General features: G+C 38.6%; 12 protein-coding genes. 4 read left to right on the top strand and 8 right to left on the bottom strand.

The genetic code is table 11. The annotated features are described in order from the left end of the window. Positions 1 to 133 precede the first annotated feature (133 nt). Positions 134 to 1,732 carry an AbgT family transporter gene (locus HHO47_RS16340; RefSeq protein WP_169021265.1) on the bottom strand — a complete coding sequence of 533 codons (1,599 nt, stop codon included), beginning with the start codon at positions 1,730 to 1,732 and terminating at the stop codon, positions 134 to 136. A gap of 349 nt (positions 1,733 to 2,081) precedes the next feature. Between HHO47_RS16340 and HHO47_RS16335 the strand changes: the two genes are divergently transcribed. Next, on the top strand, positions 2,082 to 2,969 hold the full coding sequence (locus HHO47_RS16335; protein ID WP_169021264.1) for a redoxin family protein: 888 nt from the start codon (positions 2,082 to 2,084) through the stop codon (positions 2,967 to 2,969). A 75-nt stretch (positions 2,970 to 3,044) separates the two neighbouring features. Then, positions 3,045 to 4,325: a flavohemoglobin expression-modulating QEGLA motif protein gene (locus HHO47_RS16330; protein WP_169021263.1), complete on the top strand. Its 1,281-nt coding sequence runs from the start codon at positions 3,045 to 3,047 to the stop codon at positions 4,323 to 4,325. Positions 4,326 to 4,432: 107 nt separating this feature from the next. Here the strand turns inward: HHO47_RS16330 and HHO47_RS16325 are convergent, their stop codons facing one another. The 5 genes from HHO47_RS16325 to HHO47_RS16305 form a co-directional block, all read right to left on the bottom strand. Next, complete coding sequence (locus tag HHO47_RS16325; RefSeq protein WP_169021262.1) at positions 4,433 to 7,384, bottom strand: TonB-dependent receptor; 2,952 nt, start codon at positions 7,382 to 7,384, stop codon at positions 4,433 to 4,435. A 630-nt stretch (positions 7,385 to 8,014) separates the two neighbouring features. Continuing rightward, positions 8,015 to 8,818 (bottom strand): DUF1338 domain-containing protein, encoded by an 804-nt coding sequence (locus HHO47_RS16320; protein ID WP_169021261.1) that lies wholly within the window; start codon positions 8,816 to 8,818, stop codon positions 8,015 to 8,017. Positions 8,819 to 8,865: 47 nt separating this feature from the next. Beyond that, positions 8,866 to 10,347, bottom strand: coding sequence for a succinylglutamate-semialdehyde dehydrogenase (gene astD, locus HHO47_RS16315; protein ID WP_169021260.1), 1,482 nt, complete (start codon positions 10,345 to 10,347; stop codon positions 8,866 to 8,868). A gap of 18 nt (positions 10,348 to 10,365) precedes the next feature. Next, complete coding sequence (astA, locus tag HHO47_RS16310; protein WP_169021259.1) at positions 10,366 to 11,400, bottom strand: arginine N-succinyltransferase; 1,035 nt, start codon at positions 11,398 to 11,400, stop codon at positions 10,366 to 10,368. Between the two features lie 45 nt (positions 11,401 to 11,445). Beyond that, positions 11,446 to 12,651, bottom strand: coding sequence for an aspartate aminotransferase family protein (locus HHO47_RS16305; protein ID WP_169021258.1), 1,206 nt, complete (start codon positions 12,649 to 12,651; stop codon positions 11,446 to 11,448). Positions 12,652 to 12,853: 202 nt separating this feature from the next. On the opposite strand from HHO47_RS16305, the gene HHO47_RS16300 reads away from it, so the two are divergent. After that, on the top strand, positions 12,854 to 13,282 hold the full coding sequence (locus HHO47_RS16300) for an Lrp/AsnC family transcriptional regulator (protein ID WP_169021257.1): 429 nt from the start codon (positions 12,854 to 12,856) through the stop codon (positions 13,280 to 13,282). A gap of 256 nt (positions 13,283 to 13,538) precedes the next feature. Continuing rightward, positions 13,539 to 14,564, top strand: coding sequence for a GGDEF domain-containing protein (locus HHO47_RS16295; RefSeq protein WP_169021256.1), 1,026 nt, complete (start codon positions 13,539 to 13,541; stop codon positions 14,562 to 14,564). Here HHO47_RS16295 and HHO47_RS16290 read toward each other — a convergent pair. Further along, the gene (locus HHO47_RS16290) at positions 14,561 to 15,487 is read right to left on the bottom strand and encodes a hypothetical protein (protein ID WP_169021255.1); all 927 of its coding nucleotides are present in this window, start codon (positions 15,485 to 15,487) and stop codon (positions 14,561 to 14,563) included. The two genes, HHO47_RS16295 and HHO47_RS16290, sit on opposite strands and share 4 nt — an antisense overlap. Before the next feature lie 91 nt (positions 15,488 to 15,578). Further along, positions 15,579 to 17,492 (bottom strand): putative bifunctional diguanylate cyclase/phosphodiesterase, encoded by a 1,914-nt coding sequence (locus tag HHO47_RS16285; RefSeq protein ID WP_169021254.1) that lies wholly within the window; start codon positions 17,490 to 17,492, stop codon positions 15,579 to 15,581. Positions 17,493 to 17,855: the final 363 nt, after the last annotated feature.

Genomic DNA, 17,855 nt, shown 5'->3' with positions numbered 1-17,855 from the left:
GCTTTTAATTGATTTGAAACTTGGTTAATCTGCATGTGAACTCTGTTTTTAGTCATTTTTTATTGGCGTAACTATTTGATCATTAACAGAGTTCAACTTCAAGTTTTCTTAAGATCCAACCTATGATCGCTCATTAAGGTGTGTAATAAATTGGTGAGCCAGGTCCTACTGGCAGACCAAATACAAACACCCATAAATAAAACAAAGCGACCCAACCGACAAAGAAAATCATACTGTAAGGCAGCATTGTTGCTACAAGTGTGCCTATTCCCATGTCTTTCTTATATTTAGTGGCAACCGCGAGGATCAAACCAAAATAACTCATCATTGGGGTGATCAAGTTAGTGACTGAATCACCGATACGATAAGCCGCCTGAATGGTCTCTGGCGCATAGCCAATCAACATGAGCATTGGCACAAAGATAGGCGCAGTGATCGCCCATTGTGCAGATGAAGAGCCTAAGCTTAGATTCACTAATGCACACATCAATATAAATAATACAAATACTTCAGGACCGGTCAGATTGAGGGCTTGTAGCATAGCTGCGCCATTTATGGCTAAAATAGTCCCTAAGTTAGTCCACTTAAAAAAGGCGACAAACTGCGCGGCAAAAAATACTAATACAATGTACATGCCCATAGAGCTCATACTTTTGCTCATCGCATTGATCACGTCTTTGTCGTTTTTCATGGTGCCTACGACACGGCCATAAACGAAACCTGGTATACCAAAGGTGATGAAAATAAAAACTACAATACCTTTAGAAAAAGGCGAGTGGGCAAATAAGCCTGTTTCAGGATGACGCAAAATGCCATCAGCGGGAATAATTGTCCAAGCCAATAAAAGAGACACTAATAATAATGAGACTCCAGCCCATTTTAGGCCTGACTTTTCTTTGGCTGTTAAGCCCTCAATATTATTTTGTGCAAGATCGCTACTGGCTTCATCGGGGTTATATTTACCTAAACGAGGTTCAACGATTTTTTCAGTCACGAAAGTGCCTAATACGGCAATCAGTAAAACTGAAATCATCATAAAATACCAGTTTGCTTCAGCGCCAACTTGGTAAGTTGGATCAATCATTTGTGCTGCCGGGGTCGTGATACCTGCAAGCAATGGATCAATCGTACCTAACAATAAATTAGCACTGTAACCACCCGATACACCGGCAAAAGCTGCGGCTAAGCCCGCTAATGGATGACGACCTAAACTGTGGAAGATCATCGCGGCTAATGGAATTAATACAACGTAACCAAGTTCAGATGCAGTATTAGATAATATAGCGGCAAATACCACCATAAAGGTAACTAAGCGTTTTGATGCCCCCATTACCATGCCACGCATTGCAGCTGATAATAAGCCTGAATGTTCGGCAACGCTGACACCTAATAGTGCAACAAGCACAGTGCCTAAAGGAGCAAAACTGGTAAAGTTAGTAACAAGGCCAGTGACGATACGTTGTAAGCCTTCAGCACTTAATAAACTCACAACTTCGATAACGCCGTCAGGTTCTCGACCTGCGGAGCCAATAGGGCGAGGATCAATAGCACTTAATCCAAACCAATCAGCAACACCACTGAAAACAATAATAGCCACACAAAATAGGGCAAATAAAGTGATTGGGTGGGGTAACATATTCCCCAAAAACTCAACCGAGGCTAAAAATCGGTTAAATAATCCCGATCGTTTTTCTTCACTCAATGAATCGGCAGTGTCGATGGCTTTTGACATAGCAAGGCTCTTAAAATTGAAAAATTTCCGCAATCTATCATTTTTAAGCATGATTATCATTAATAAACGATGGTTTACCAGGTGGGTACGAGCAATTGTTAATTAGGCTATAATTAGTTGTGCTTAATTAGCAGCGAAAATGCGGTTAATCCTTTATAGTGTTTTCCTTCGATGTCATTTTTCATCACTATTCCAATGTCGTTTTGATAATTAAACTGATACGAAACCTAACTAGATTTAGTTTATACCATGTGATGATAAATGATCGAAAAGTTCACCATTGTCGCCAAATCACAATCAGCTAAGAAAACAACTATGCTAAAGTATATTTATTTTAGGGATAACACTGATGAAGTCTAAATATATTACGCTGCTGTGGGTCTTTTTATGCTTTTCAAGCAGTCAACATTTATTAGCAAATGAGTCTGATTTGGTTTTAAAAAATCAACAGGGTGAGCTGTTCGAGCTGAGTAGCATGGTTGGCAAAAAGCCTGTTTATTTAAAATTTTGGGCAACCTGGTGCAAACCGTGTATGCAGCAGATGCCGCATTTCCAACATGCTTACGAACAATATGGAGATACTATTGATATGATAGCAATCAATATTGATCTCAATGATGACCCAGGTGCCGTTGCCGCGGTAAACAAGCGCTTTAATTTAACTATGCCAATAATGACTGATCACACCGGAAAAGTTGCTCAGCATTATCAATTTATAGGCACTCCTTTTCATGTGTTACTCGATAAAACGGGCAAAGTGATTTTTCAAGGCCATGAAGCAGATAAAGCACTTGATAATACACTGCGATTATTATCACATGATGGCATGGTAGCAAAGCCTCACTTGTTAGATGAAGGTAATAAGCAAGCTGCGACTGCTTTAATTATTCCAGAGTATGGTTTAAAGGCGGTGTTATATACAGCAACCTGGTGTGATTGGTATTTAGCGGATACGCGGCCGAGCATGGCAAAGAATTGTGTTGCAGCGCAAAAGCAAATGAACACTTTAGCTAAACAAGGGATAGATAGTGAAGCAAGAATTAGCCAATTATGGACAGATCAAGCGGCTGTTGATGAATACATAGAAAAATTTAAAGTCATACATCCAGTGTATATTGATCACGGTAATGATTTATTTATTGATAATAAAGTCAGCAGTGTACCTACTTTGGTTATTTATAAAAATGGGCGCATAGTCAATCGTATCAGCGACTTTTCTAGCCCTGTAAATTTGTAAAGTAAGTGATAATCTGCTTTGAAAATGAACAAATCTGGCCTATCCTCTAGGCTCATTCAGCAGTGAGCTTAGAGCATGATAGATAAGGCGTTATTACTTAAAACTCGCGAGTTATCAGATCGATTAATCGCTCTACAAACTCCGATCCGCATTTTAGATGCGATAAATTGGGATAAAAGCATCAAAGAAGAGTTTTTTAGGCACAAATGCCAAAAGAATCCTCTGGTTGATAAAGCTTATTATCAGCAACGGGATCTAGGGTTTGTACCTAGCGAGCTACGCCAAGCATTTTCTGATCTAAACCGTAATATCATTAGCCAGCTCGGGCAACTCAATCCTATCGCTCAATATATGAGTAAAATGTGCAGCGAGTACAAAACAGTATTGAGTATGCTTGAATATCGTGGCACTGCTGAATTTCATGATTTATCGGTAGAGTTGTTTGGTCATCCAAAAGATCTTTTCCATGCCGGTGAGCCATCGTTATCAGAGCTTGCGAATATGCTCGAGTTACCGCTGAAGAACTTACTTGCTGCGGATATTTTACCTGATGATCCTAAAAATATAGATGCTGATGAAGCCGTTCGAATTCTTGCTGAACAAGTACGTTTAAGCATGCCAGGTATCGATGTTGAAGTGGTCATTAGTGATGGGATCGTCAGTGATGCAGCTGCTGGTGCTAATAATATTAAGCTAAATCAAGATGTAAAGTTTTCTCAACGTGAGCTTGATATTTTAGAAGTCCATGAGGGCTGGATCCACGTAGGTACAACGCAAAATGGTTTAGCTCAGCCATACTTAACCTGTTTAAGTAAAGGCACACCAAGTTCAACAGTGACACAAGAAGGGCTGGCAGTACTAACCGAAATCATCACCCTTAAATCAACCCCTCGTCGTTTAGCGAAGTTAGTAAATCGTATTCAAGCGGTGACCAAGGTAATTGATGGGGCTGAGTTTGTTGATATATATCGTGATTATGTTGCCCAAGGCTTGAGTAAAGATGAGAGCTATACACTGGCCCAGCGAGTATTTCGTGGCAGTACCGCAACAGGATTGCCATTTACTAAAGATATCGCTTATATCAAAGGGTTTGTATTGGTTTACAATTTAATTCGGGTTGCGATACAACTTGGCCGCATCGATCAATTACCCTTGCTGTTAGTGGGTAAAATCTCGATTGATGACTTTAGACTAATATCGCAATTACATGATTTAGGTGTAATTGAAGACCCTAAGTTTGTTCCGCCACATTTTAAAGATTTACGCGGTTTAGCAACGTGGCTTAGTTTTGGTCGTTTTATTGGTGATTTGTCATTTGAACAGTTAGAAAACGATTATAAACCACTATTCATTTGATTTATATAAGTATTTCGCAATAGGTATTTGAGTTGAAATAAAAGAAAATACCCTTTATCTGATTGAAAAAGGGTATTTAGTATTGCTAATAATTTTAAATTAACACATTAGAATGAAAGGCGTGCACCTAGATAAAAACGGCGCGGTTCTACCCAGTCAGTTGCCTCACCGAATGCAAAGTTACCATCACCACTAATTAATCCTTGCTCTACTGTATTGGCTTGGTCGTCAAGAATATTGAAAATATCTAAGAAAAACTCGGCTTTGTATTTATCAAAATCATGAGTATATTTAACTCGGATATCTAATGTTCCATATGACGGCGTGACTTCACTACCGACTGAGTTATCAGCCACCCAATTAGTTTTATAACCGCCAAATTCATAAGCTTCATCGACTTGTAGAGGTAGATAACGACCTGAAATTAATTGCGCTTTACTATAGCGAGTACCTGAGTTCCAGTTATAAACACCGCCTATTTCTAAGTTATTATTGAAATAATAAGTGCCTAATAACTTAAACTGATGCTCAACATTACCCGGCTGTTTTCCGTACATGTTTGGTGCTCTTGGATCCAGAATCTCCCAATCGCCTTGGAAGTCAGCATTACCATCAGAGTTTGAGTTGCCTTTCGCATCATTATGAGTATAAGACGCTAGCATAAACCAGTTGTCAGTACGGAGTTTTTTAAACGTAACCTCAATTCCATCATAATCTCGCTTACCACCTGCTAATGTACCGATCACATAGTTTGAACCAGGGTTTTTATCGTAACCAAAATAAGAGAGTGGCAACTCAAGACTTGTCCCTGCTAAATAACCATCTTCAGAGTAAATACTTAAGTCATAATCTTCCATAATATCTTTGGTTGTACGCTTAGTATATGTCACAGAAATGTTAGTACTTTCTGTTAAATTAGTTGAATAACCAATTAAATACTCGTCTGTGAAAGGTGTTTTTGTACTTGGCGAGAAAAATGCATCTTGTTGCTTAACACCACCACGTGTTCTAAACGTTACCCAATCATCATTAACATATACTCTTTCTTCAAGAACTGAACCTGTCAGGTTGCCAGCAAATGATGTCATATCGGTACGAAGAGGGTCGTAGTAACGTCCACCAAATGCCCATACTTTAGAGTCACCATCACCAAATATATCGTAGATAACACTTAAACGAGGCGCAACTTCCCAATCAAAAGTAAAAATCGTTTCACCTGTTGATGCAATGTGATCCCATTTCTCCGCTCTTAAACCCGCTTTTATAGTTAGGTTATCAAGTGTAAAACTGTCTTGTAAGAACGCAATTTTGCCTTTGGTTTCTAATTTTGAAGAAGCTTGTTGCACTTGTTCAATTTGGTATGCATTTACATCACCTGTCGGATTACCAGAAGTACTGTTGAAAACAATTGCTTTGACTTCTTCTTCATCGACAGTACCATCATTATTTAAGTCCGCACCGTGTAAGTTTCCACTATTATTTAAGGCTGTTGCTACACGTACATAGTCTGCAGCAGCTAAGCCTTTTTCGCCAGTCCATTGACCTGTAGCATATGTTTCAAATGATACACCACTATCTGATGCTGCAATTGAATTATATTGAGGCCCACCATTATAGATGCTATTGGTTATATTTTCATTATTCTCTATGGAATAACCCGCTTCAAAAGTGTGATCACCAAAATCTGTGTATAAGTAATACTCAAAATTAATATAAGCACTTTGTTTATTTCGGTTGCGAATTGTGTCGGCACCTAAGCCACCAATATCAGTTTGTGACTGTGAAGGTGAGGTACTTAAAAATGCAATATCGCTGCGCGTTGATTTATCTAAAGCAACAGTAGAAAACTCAGCTTCATGCTCCATATAGCCGACATTAATGATAAAGTCTTCCCATGAATGAGAGTAGTCTATTTTATAATTGTCACCGCCGGTTTTTTGTGTTCTTTGGCGATTATAAGCAGTTGTTGTTAAACGTGATCCAGAAAGGTCTCTAGGGTCATTGAAGTAAGTAAAAACAAGACGATCTGAATCTGTAGCTTGCCATGTTATTTTACCAAAGCCAAGATCTGAGTCATCCTCAACAGTGTGGCTAAATTCACCAGTTTCTGAGTTAGTAATATCATCTTCACGGTTTTTTAACTGATAAGATGCGAAAAACCATAGTTTATCTTCAATAATAGGACCGCCAAGTGTGATAGCAGTATCATATGTTGAAAACTTATTTTTACTTTTAGAATTATTATCGTAATCAGCAACAAGGCTATCATTCTGGAAATAGTAGTTGATCGAGCCATGAAATTCATTACTGCCTGATTTAGTGATAACACGAGATACTAAGCCTGCACCACCAGCATATTTAGCTTCAATGCCACCGGTTAAAACTTGCTGTTCTTGTATTATTTCTGAATTTATATTACCGCCAGCTGTACCGCTTACATTATCTGTAACGTTTACTCCATCAATATAGTAAACGTTATCAGATGAGCTACCAGCCGCACCGTTTAAATCAGCGTAGTTTACACCCGACTTAGATGATGGGTTACCATTTGTTGAAGGTTTAACTCCTGGGACTAACTGCAAATAACTTTGGAAACTCCGACCTGTTGGGAGTGATTCTGTCATATCCAGTGTTACATCAAGACCGGTTGAAGAGGATGTTGTGTCGATTGCAGTCACAGAACGTCCTGAAACAACGATTTTTTCAATCGAGTTACTGCTAGTAGCAACGGAGTAATTCAAATTTAAATTTTTATCAGTAATAACGCGAACATTTTTTGCTTCAAAAGGCTGAATTGACGCACCGGTAATATCAATAACATATTTACTTGACGGGTCTAAACCTCGTAATGAAACATAACCATTACTATCTGAAATAGCTTGCTTCCCGATTAAACTTTCGGGAGATTTCGCAGATACAGTTGCACCTGCTATAGGTTGCCCCTGTTTATCCGTCACTCTTATTTTTAAACCACCTGTATCAGCAGCATATACATTACTTGAAATACTAACTGCTGCAGCGACAGCTGCTACTAGCAATTTTTTGTTGAATTTTTTCATTTATATTTTCCCTAAATATTTTTATTAAAATCGACATTAGATGTCATTAATTAAAATAACACAGATGTTAACAATGTAAATATTTAGTTTTAAATGTTTTTATTATGTTGTTTTGAGGTGTTTATTAATATTATTTATTCATGTTGTTTATTAAATAATAACCATGCTTAATATTAATTGTAGTGTCAGAAAAACAGCTGGATATAAAGTTGTAACTTTACATTATTATTTTATTTATCGGAATAATGCTGTTAATAGTAGTGTGTTTGGACTATAAGATTGCAGTTATATGCAGCTGCGGTTTTAGATGTATAGATCCAAGCTAATTTATCTATGGCTTTCACGAATAGTTTGATAATCCTCGGTCAAAAACAGCCGCGTGTGGTGAGGTGCAAAATGCAAGGTAATACGCTGCTAAGTGAACTGTTCAGTTACTACAATTTCATACTGAAGCGCCACGATAATAAACTTATTGAGTTGGAAGTATTTTTTTGCTTTGTTTTTCGACAAGCAAAATTAATTGTTATAAATAGCTGGTTTATATTAGGTTTTATAAATAGTCATTATTACAAGTAACTATAAGAAGCTTTAACCTTTTAAAAAAAGCCCTCGCGGGCTTTATATAATTAATTAACGTGCATTGGTGCTTTCGAAAATTTTATCGGCAGAGGCTGCAACGAAACCGGTGTAGAGTTCACCATCAGGTTGCGCATAACGTAGGGCAAACTCATAAAAACAACTAGGTATACTCATCGTCGTGTCACTAAACTCTACGGCAAAGTCGTCGGCAAGAGTTGATGATTGCTCAAGTAATACTTCTGGTGAGCCTTTTACTTCACCGCCAGAAGTATTAAGGGCAAAACCAGCATCTTTAAGTGCTTGGTTAACATCTTCAATTCTATCAAATTTGGCAAGTTCATTAATGTTCACGGTGAAATGATTAGCACGGTAACCCCATGCTGACATCCACGCAGCATATTCGCTTTCAGCGAGTAACTGTTTATAAGTTTCAGAGCTTACTTGCCAATGGGTGCCTGAGTATAAGAAGTTTTCTGCGGTTACGGCATCTGCATCTATGCTGCCAACCAGCTCATTAACGATGGCTTGCAGTTGCTCAGAACACTGCTCTACAAGTAATTCGGAAATAAACACTTTTGGTTGCTTTGGATCGCTATGCTCATAATGTTTAGCATACAATTTTTTAGCTTCAAAATGATATTCACCACATTCTTTATAACCGACTGCTAAAAAATGGGCGGCTAACTTTTCCAGACCAATTTTTTCATGATTGAAAGTGCGTAGTGCAATATGATCGTTGATCACATCATCTTGTTGTGTCGAGCCTAATAGCTCATGAACTTTTACAGCTGACGGTGTTACCGCTAGGTAGTTTTGCCATAAGTTGTCAAAAAGGGCATTTACATCTGTGTGCATTTTTAATTCCTTAATTTAATTTCTGCAGCTGTTAAGCTGCCGACTGATTATTCAATAATTAAGCCCGGCGCAAGGGTACTTGGTAAACTAACGCTTGGTGCTTCAACAGAGGCTACTGGGTATGAGCAGTAATCTGCGGCGTAATAGGCGCTCGCTCTGTGGTTACCACTGGCACCAATACCACCAAATGGCGCGGCACTTGATGCACCGGTAATTGGGCGATTCCAGTTAACAATACCGGCGCGAATATGTTTTAAGAAGTGCTCATAATCTTCACTAGAGTCACTTAAAAGCCCAGCCGATAAACCAAATGAGGTATTGTTCGCTTCCACAATTGCACTGTCAAAGTCGCTATAGCGATAAATTTTAATTAATGGGCCAAAGTGTTCTTCATCTGCGATGCTGGCCACATTTGTTACATCGATAATACCAGGGCTTACAAAACCTGTGCCTGGTTTTAAGTGTTTTAGTTCAACTAAAGGTTCAGCTCCCATATCAATCAATTGTTGCTGAGCGGCGACCATACCAAGCGCGGCTTTTTCGCTGATCATAGCCCCCATGAAAGGTTGTTCTTCGCTAAAGCTGTCTGCAACTTTAATACTTTTAGTTGCGGTGATCAGCTTTTCTAAAATAGCATTACCATTAGCTGTATTAGCAATAAACACTCGGCGGGCGCACGTACAGCGCTGGCCAGAAGTTATAAAGCCGGATTGGATAATGTCATGCACGGCAGCACTTACGTCAGCCACATCTTTAATTATGAGCGGGTTATTCCCCCCCATTTCTAGCGCCAAAATTTTACCTGGATGTCCAGCAAACTGCTTATGTAATAAATGACCTGTGTTTGAGCTGCCAGTAAAAAATAACCCATCAGTATCTTGGTGGCTAGCAAGTGCAATACCGGTGTCAACTTCACCCTGAACAAGGTTGATCACCCCAGCGGGCAGGCCTGCTTTTAACCATAACTCAAGTGTGTATTGAGCAACAAGTGGGGTTAGCTCAGATGGTTTAAATACGACGGTATTACCCGCTAAAATTGCTGGTACAATATGACCATTTGGGAGGTGGCCTGGGAAATTATAAGGGCCAAAAATAGCCACTACGCCATGTGGCTTATGACGAATAAAAGCTTTAGCACCGGGCATTGGATTTTCAGTAGTGCCTGTTCGTTCATGATGAGCTTTTATTGAGATCGCCACTTTGCCTGTCATAGCCCCCACTTCGGTGCGTGTTTCCCATAGTGGTTTCCCTGTTTCGCGGGCAATAATAGTCGCAAACTCTTCGCTATTTTCTTTTAGCAGGCTAACAAAACGCTCAAGAACCGCAATACGCTCTGTAATTGCGGTATTTGCCCATGTAATGTGTGCCTGACGAGCTGATTTAATGGCTGCGTCTACTTGTTCTTTACTTGCTGCTTTACCTTGCCAAACAATATCCCCGTTACTTGGATTTATTGAACTGAAATTATGACCTAAGCCAATTTGCCATTGGTTATTGATTAATTGGCTGTTGTGTGTATTAACGCTCATAGAAACTCCTACAGAGGCTTACAGACGGAAAAACCGTGCTGCATCCCCTTGTTTTAATTTAAGTGCTTTTGCAACTTCACTGCTGATAATCAAGGTATGTTTAGCATGATTATAATGCGCATGTTTAGTGAACGTGGCTCTGAAGTCTTTCACGCCTTGATTGCAAATAGCTAAGGTGTCGGAACTTTGTTGATTAATATGATCAAGTTCACCTATGGTAATAGGACATACTTGAGATTCACGGATGCTACGTATATTGCCAAGTTTGGCTTCGACAGTTGGTCCAGCATCAAATAAATCAACGTAACCACGGTGCTCAAAACCTTCTTTTTCAAGCAGTTTTAGTGCAGGTTTAGTGTGCTCGTGTACTTTGCCAATTACCGCTTGGGCTTTTTTACTTAACAGATTGGCGTAAATAGGGTACTTGGGCATTAATTCACTAATAAATACTTTATCGCCTAAGCCGACTAAATGATCGGCTTGTGGGAATTCAATACTGAAAAAATGTTCTTCAAGCCATTGCCAAAATGGAGAATGACCGTTTTCGTCACTAACGCCACGCATTTCTGCAATGATGGTATCGGCAAAACGCTCACTGTGTTGAGCCATAAACAAAAAACGTGAGCGCGATAAGAAGCGTCCCGTTAGCCCTTTGCGGCTATCTGCACGTAAAAACAGTGTACATATCTCTGAGCAGCCGGTGTAATCATTACACATGCTGAGAATATCAACGGTGTTATATACGTTAAGAGTGCGTGAATGATGAACCGTTTTACCTAAATGATAGTGATACAAAGGAGTACTCATACCGACCGCCGCTTCAATCGCGGTAGTGCCGACTACTTGACCTGTTTCACTGTCTTCTAATACAAATAGATAGCCCTCGTCTTGAGGCTTATTAATGTCTTTTGCAAAGCTGCTTTCTGCTCGTTCAATTTTCTCTAACAACAAGGCATCATCAACGGGTAATGATGTAAAACCATGGCCCGACTCTATTGCTATTTTTTTTAGTGAGTCAAAATCATTTGCGGTTATAGGACGTAATACTTGCATTTAAAAGTGCTCCCTTAACGCCCTTAAACAGGGCGTTAAATTAGGTTAACCGTTTACAACGTTTGCTACGGCTTTTTCAAAGCGTGCGAGACCTTCTTTAATGTCCTCAAATGGGATCACCAGTGAAGGCGTAAAACGAATAACATTAGTACCAGCAACTAAGCTCATTAGTCCTTGTTGAGTACTTGCGACTAAAAAGTCGCGAGCGCGCCCTTCAAACTTGCTGTTTAGTACGGCGCCTAATAGTAGGCCTTTACCGCGTACTTCACTAAATACGTCGAATTTTGCGTTGATCGCTGCAAAACCATCACGGAAAAGCTGTTCACGCTGTTTAACGCCGCTTAGCACTTGTTCGGTATTCACGGTATCAAATGCCGCTTCTGCCACTGCACACGCTAACGGGTTACCGCCATAGGTTGAACCATGCGTGCCCACTTTAAGATGTGCTGCAATATCAGTCGTGGTGATCATCGCTCCAATAGGGAAACCGCCCCCTAGTGCTTTTGCTGTTGTTAAAATATCTGGTGTCACGCCTAATTCTTGGTATGCGTATAGTGAGCCTGTACGGCCTACACCCGTTTGTACTTCATCAAAAATAAGCAACGTATTGTGTTTATCACATAAAGCACGCACGCCTTTGATAAAGTCATTATTTGCAGAGATAATGCCGCCTTCACCTTGTAGAGGTTCCATCATTACGGCGCAGGTTTTATCGCTGATCAGTGCTTCAAAAGCAGCTAAATCATTGTAGTCACAATGATCAATAGCAGCAGGTTTTGGACCAAAGCCGTCAGAATATGCGGTTTGACCACCCACAGTTACGGTAAAGAAGGTACGACCATGAAAGCCTTTGTTAAATGCAATGATTTGGCTTTTATCAGCACCATGTACATCTAATGCGAAACGACGCGCGAGTTTTAGCGCTGCTTCATTTGCTTCTGCGCCTGAGTTTGCAAAGTAAACTTTGTCTGCAAATGTTGCCTCAGTGATTTTTTTAGCTAACCGAAGTGCTGGCTCATTGGTCATTACATTGGATAAGTGCCAGATTTTTTCGCCTTGCTCTTTTAACGCATTAACAAGGGCTGGGTGACAGTGGCCTAAACAGTTGACCGCAATGCCGCCAGCAAAATCGATATATTCTTTATCGTTTTGATCCCAAACACGAGAACCTTGGCCACGCACCGGAATAACCTCCGATGGGTTATAGTTAGGGATCATTACATCGTTGAATAATTCTCTTGTTACTTGCATTTGTTACACCTAATTCTGACTTAATATGGAAAATAAATTGCATTTAATGGGTTAATCAAGTCGTTATTACCCTGCAATAGTGTGCTCTAATGATTTTTTTTATTTACTACCGCTATTATCTGAGTTCAAAGCTTAAATTTGCAGTGCTATTTTGTGAAAAATGATTAAAATAAAATGCAAAATGACGAAGGTAATAATCAATATGATAACTATACAAGATGAAAAGCTACTTTCTATACTACGAACAAATGCCAGAGCAAGTATTTCTGATCTTGCCAGAGCACTTAATTTATCACGTTCGACGGTACAAAGTAGAATGTTAAAGCTAGAAGAGACTGGGATAATAAAGGGCTATAGTGTTGACTATGGTAATGCGTATCTAAGTGCCATGGTATCGGCCCATGTATCAATCAAGGTAAAGCAAAAACTAACCACTAAGACTAACCTTGAACTCAAGCAGATTGATGCAATTTCACAATTGTATGCTATCAGTGGTGAGTTTGATTTAATAGCCGTTTTACAAGCACAGAGTTTAGAAAAACTCAGCCATTTACTCGATGATATTGGTAATTTAGATGGGGTTGAACGGACTACTTCCTCTGTTATTTTAGAAACAAAATTTAAACGCTAAGTTGACTACAAATACAGAATGTCATACTTTATATATATTATTTTTTCTGCGCAGTATATTGAGGTTAAATTATTCCCTATCTTTGTGACTAAACAGTATTTACGCACTATACTTATAATTAGTGCAGGGCTTTCTAACTCGTTAATGTAATTATTAACCCGATTTTTATTGGCGTTTTTGTTTATATTTTCTAAAACTTTTTCACGGGTAATTAATCATAATTTAGAATGTTCAGTTACTTGAATATAGGATCCCTATGGAAGAAAACTTATTAAATTCTGTTATTAAAATAACTAAAAATCGAGATGTAGATTCATTAGAATATAGCTTGATCTCGACGATCCAAGAGTTTGTCGGTTGCACAGAAATTGTGGTTTATAAGGATTTAAACGTACATACTGATTTAACGATTGAGCGAAGCATATCGTTAAAAGTAATTAATGGTAATCAGTTTGAATGGGCACAACGTAAAGTAGTCGACTCACCAGAGCCTGAACTGTTGTCATGCTTACGCTCAGCGTGCATTATTACTGTACAATCAACGGATGGCATGGAGAAGCGTTGGTTGCCAATTTCATTGCAAGATAAGCAGATAGGCGCTATTGCAGTGGTTTGTAAAGGTTTAAAAAGTGCGGATCAAGTGTTGCTAAATGCCTTTTGCCGTATCTATGAAAATTATTTATTTATCTTACATGAAAATGAACGGGATCAACTGACAGGTCTGTTAAATAGACAAACATTTGATAAAAAAATAAAGCAGCTAATTGAAAAGCAAGTAATAAAACAGCATAAAACGGCAAAAATGGATAACAATCGCAAGCGTAGGTTCAGCTCAACATCTTGGCTGGCAATGCTTGATATTGATCACTTTAAAAAAATAAATGACAGCTTTGGTCATGTTTGTGGTGATGAAGTTCTATTGCTGCTGGCACAAAAAATGCGCTACTTTCTACGCTCAACAGATTTGATTTTTCGCTTTGGTGGAGAGGAGTTTGTGATAGTGTTTGAACCCACTAGTTTTGAGTCTATAGAAAAAAAAATGAACGAGTTTATGGAGATGATCAGAGAAACTCATTTTCCATTTGTTGCAAATATGACTGTTAGCATAGGCATGTGTCGTATCAGCCCTTACGACTTTCCTATTAATGTGTTAGAAAATGCGGATAAGGCACTTTATTACGCTAAGGAAAATGGTCGTAATAGGCTGTGTTTTTATGAACAGTTAATGGAGAATAACTTGATTGACTCAAATGATAAAAGCACGGATATAGATTTATTTTAATCTTCCGACGCCTTTGGTATTTTCTTAATGATGGTTTTTGTTACTTCATCAAGTTTAATGACATAGGCGTTACCGCCAATTCCTTTAAATTCTTCATCGGTGAATACAATGGTATTTTCATCATAAAAAGTAATCGCTTCTTTTTGAGTCACAATCCCCAAATCTATTCGTGATACGTCTCCTGAGAAAAATTTATCACCAGTAAAGTTTTCAAACAACCAAATACTGGTAGAATCCAATAATACTAATTTTGTACGATCGGGGCTTAGTGCTGCAGAGGTTATCCAGCAAAGCTTTTCCATGGTTGTACAGGTTTTAAATGAATCAATTAACTGCGCATCAAAGTTAGCTGCATGATCGCCAACTTTATACACATTAGTAATGCCATCAAACGGCTCAGTACGGTTTTTAGTAAACAAATATAAGTGGCGGCCAAAGGCAACAAATGCTTCTAGATCAAAGTTTCGTTTATCAGGGGGGATAGGGCTACCGTCAAGTTCTGGATAAGTGAACTTGATAATTTCAGCTTCGGTGGTATCAGTTTTGATGTCGATGGGATTTTCTATTTTATAAATAGTGAGCCACTTACGTTCTTGTTTATTATTACCAAAGTCACCTAAAAAGAAGTGTCCAAAGTCATTCTGAGTCATATCTTCCCAATCAATGTTTTTTGCATTAGTAACAAGTATCTCTTTGGCGATAGAGCCATCTTCGTTGAGGCGATAAAGTTTTGGATCATCGCCACTGTCATTTATTGCCCACAAGCGCTTGAATTTATCAAATTCGATCCCCGATACTTCTTTTAATTTAGGATCAACACTGAGTTTCTTTTTGCTGTATAGGGTATAAATTGACATGCTGGTAAGTACCATACTCAGCAAAATTACGATTGAGATTAATGAATAAAGACTTTTTTTAAGCATGTAGGAAGTAAAATCTGATACTAAGTTATTGAGTATTATTATCTATTTTAAGGTGAATTTCTATGCCAATAATACTATAAATGAATAATCGTTAAGTTTCGATGTTCCATACGCCAGTGCCTGTCGCCGCGATATGATTAACATTACCTTGTAGTACTTTGCTGCCAACATTCACAGATGACTGCGGACGACTGACCAAATACCCTTGCACGCAGCTAATTCCCATGCGTTTCACTAAGTCAAACTGGGCGATTTCCTCTACCCCTTCAGCAACGATTTTAAGGCCAAGCTTTGTGCCTAATTCACTGATTGAATTTAATATTTCATTATACTTAGGGTTTTCATTAGCTTGTGCTATGAATAATCTGTCAATTTTGATCACGTCAATAGGTAGATCAGCTAAGGTACTTAGTGAACTAAAACCGGTACCAAAGTCATCAATTGCGATAGTAACGCCTTCTTTTCGCAATTTCTCTAATTCATTAATGATAGTTTCACTTGCGGTGATCAATGTTGATTCGGTGATCTCTAACATCAAAGACGTGGCTGGTAGACCCGTTTTGGCGAGTTTTTTCATTACCCATTCGTGAATGGGGCGATGTTTGAGTTGAATACCAGAGATGTTAACTGAGATTTTAACTTTGCGCATACCAGCATTATGCCATGCCGCCATTTGCCGACATGATTCTAGCATTATCCAATCGCCAAGCTCTAATATGAGGTTTGATTCTTCGGCAATCGGAATAAATTCCACTGGAGAAATAGTTCCTTCAACAGGATGATCCCAACGCACTAATGCTTCAAAGTAATCGATGGCGCAATCTTCAACATGCACAATAGGCTGAAATGATAAATGAAAATTATGGCACGCAATCGCTAAGCGCAGCTCTTCAAGTAAGTAATGGTAGCGGCGCATTTTATTGCCCATTTCTGGCGAATAGACTTTAAAAATACCACGTCCATCGGTTTTAGCGCGATACATAGCTACATCCGCCATTTGTAACAGAGCATGGGGAGTTGAAGCACTCTCAGGGTAAACCGCAATACCGACACTGGCACTGATCTTAATTAGTTTATTGCCCAGTACGAAGTCCCGCTCTATTTCGTTTAATACATGCTGTGCAACATTCAAACTTTTAGAATTGGAATCAATGTTCTTAATAAAAATAGAGAATTCATCGCCCCCTAAACGGGCTAGGTTTTGCTCTAGTAGACTGGTGGGATTGATATCATTAAGCTTGTGGTGGCGTAATACGCTGGCGAGGCGTTCGGCGACTTGAATCAATACTTCATCACCAAAACTGTGACCAAAAGAGTCATTTACTTGCTTAAAACCATCTAAATCAATAAATAGCAAGGCACAGTGAATATCTGTGAGTTCAGCGTCACTGAGTTGGCGCTCTAAGTGCTCAATATAAGCGTGGCGATCAATTAACAAAGTCAATTTATCTTGGCAAATACTGGTTTGAGTTTCACGAGCATAATTGGCTACGTGGTGCGTTAAGGCATTAATTGCTTGGCTTAAACGGGTGACTTCAGTTGCATGCTCAAGCTCAGGGAGTTGAATGTTAAATGACTCGATTACTTTTTTTGTTTGTGTATTAAGTTGTTCTATTAATTGTCTTTCGCGTTTAATATTTAATTGTTTACCAAAATACCACGTTAAAAATAAACCGGTTAAAATCAACAATATAAAATTTATGGGTGACAAAATAGTGGCGTTGAGCATGGATGATACTTGAGCAGTAATAAATTGTGTGTCTGTTGCTTTAATTAGTAAATAATCAGTACCATCTTTGCGAACAATATAATGGCCATTTAATATAGGGTTATACCAAGAGGGCATCGTTAGTTGGGTGGTAGCAGTATCAAAAGCGCGAGTAGCTATACTAGATTGTTGTGGGTTAATGGTATTGACTTGCTTGGTCAATAAAATATTCATGCCATAGCAAAAAATAAATATAGCAATAGAGGCAATACTGAGTATGCGAAAAAGTTTAGTCATTCCATTAAACCATTTATCCCAATTATATGATTTTATTATTAGGTATTACGTAATTTTATCAGTATATAGTTTGTCACAGCCACTGACAAAACATTTCTTTTGCAATAGTCTTGTAAAAGCAACCCTTTTCTTGTTGAGTGTTATTTTATTGATGTTTTTTGAGCGTTTACTCAATTTAATTATTAAATAAATTCACTTTACCCGTGGTTATTTGTTAACTACTTTAAAGGTCATAATTCAGACCGTGATCAAACTTGGTTTAGTTCTTGCTCTTATTTAGTTGGTGATAATGAGGTGAGTGTTTTGTGTTTGATTTGCACGTATTTGGTGCGATATTTTTTTAATTGCACTGTCATAAAGCAT

The sequence above is a fragment of the Pseudoalteromonas arctica genome (assembly GCF_012927645.1).
Classification (GTDB): domain Bacteria; phylum Pseudomonadota; class Gammaproteobacteria; order Enterobacterales; family Alteromonadaceae; genus Pseudoalteromonas; species Pseudoalteromonas arctica_A.
The sequence above is the reverse complement of the archived record's forward strand: the minus strand, read 5'-3'. Positions and strand labels throughout refer to the sequence as shown.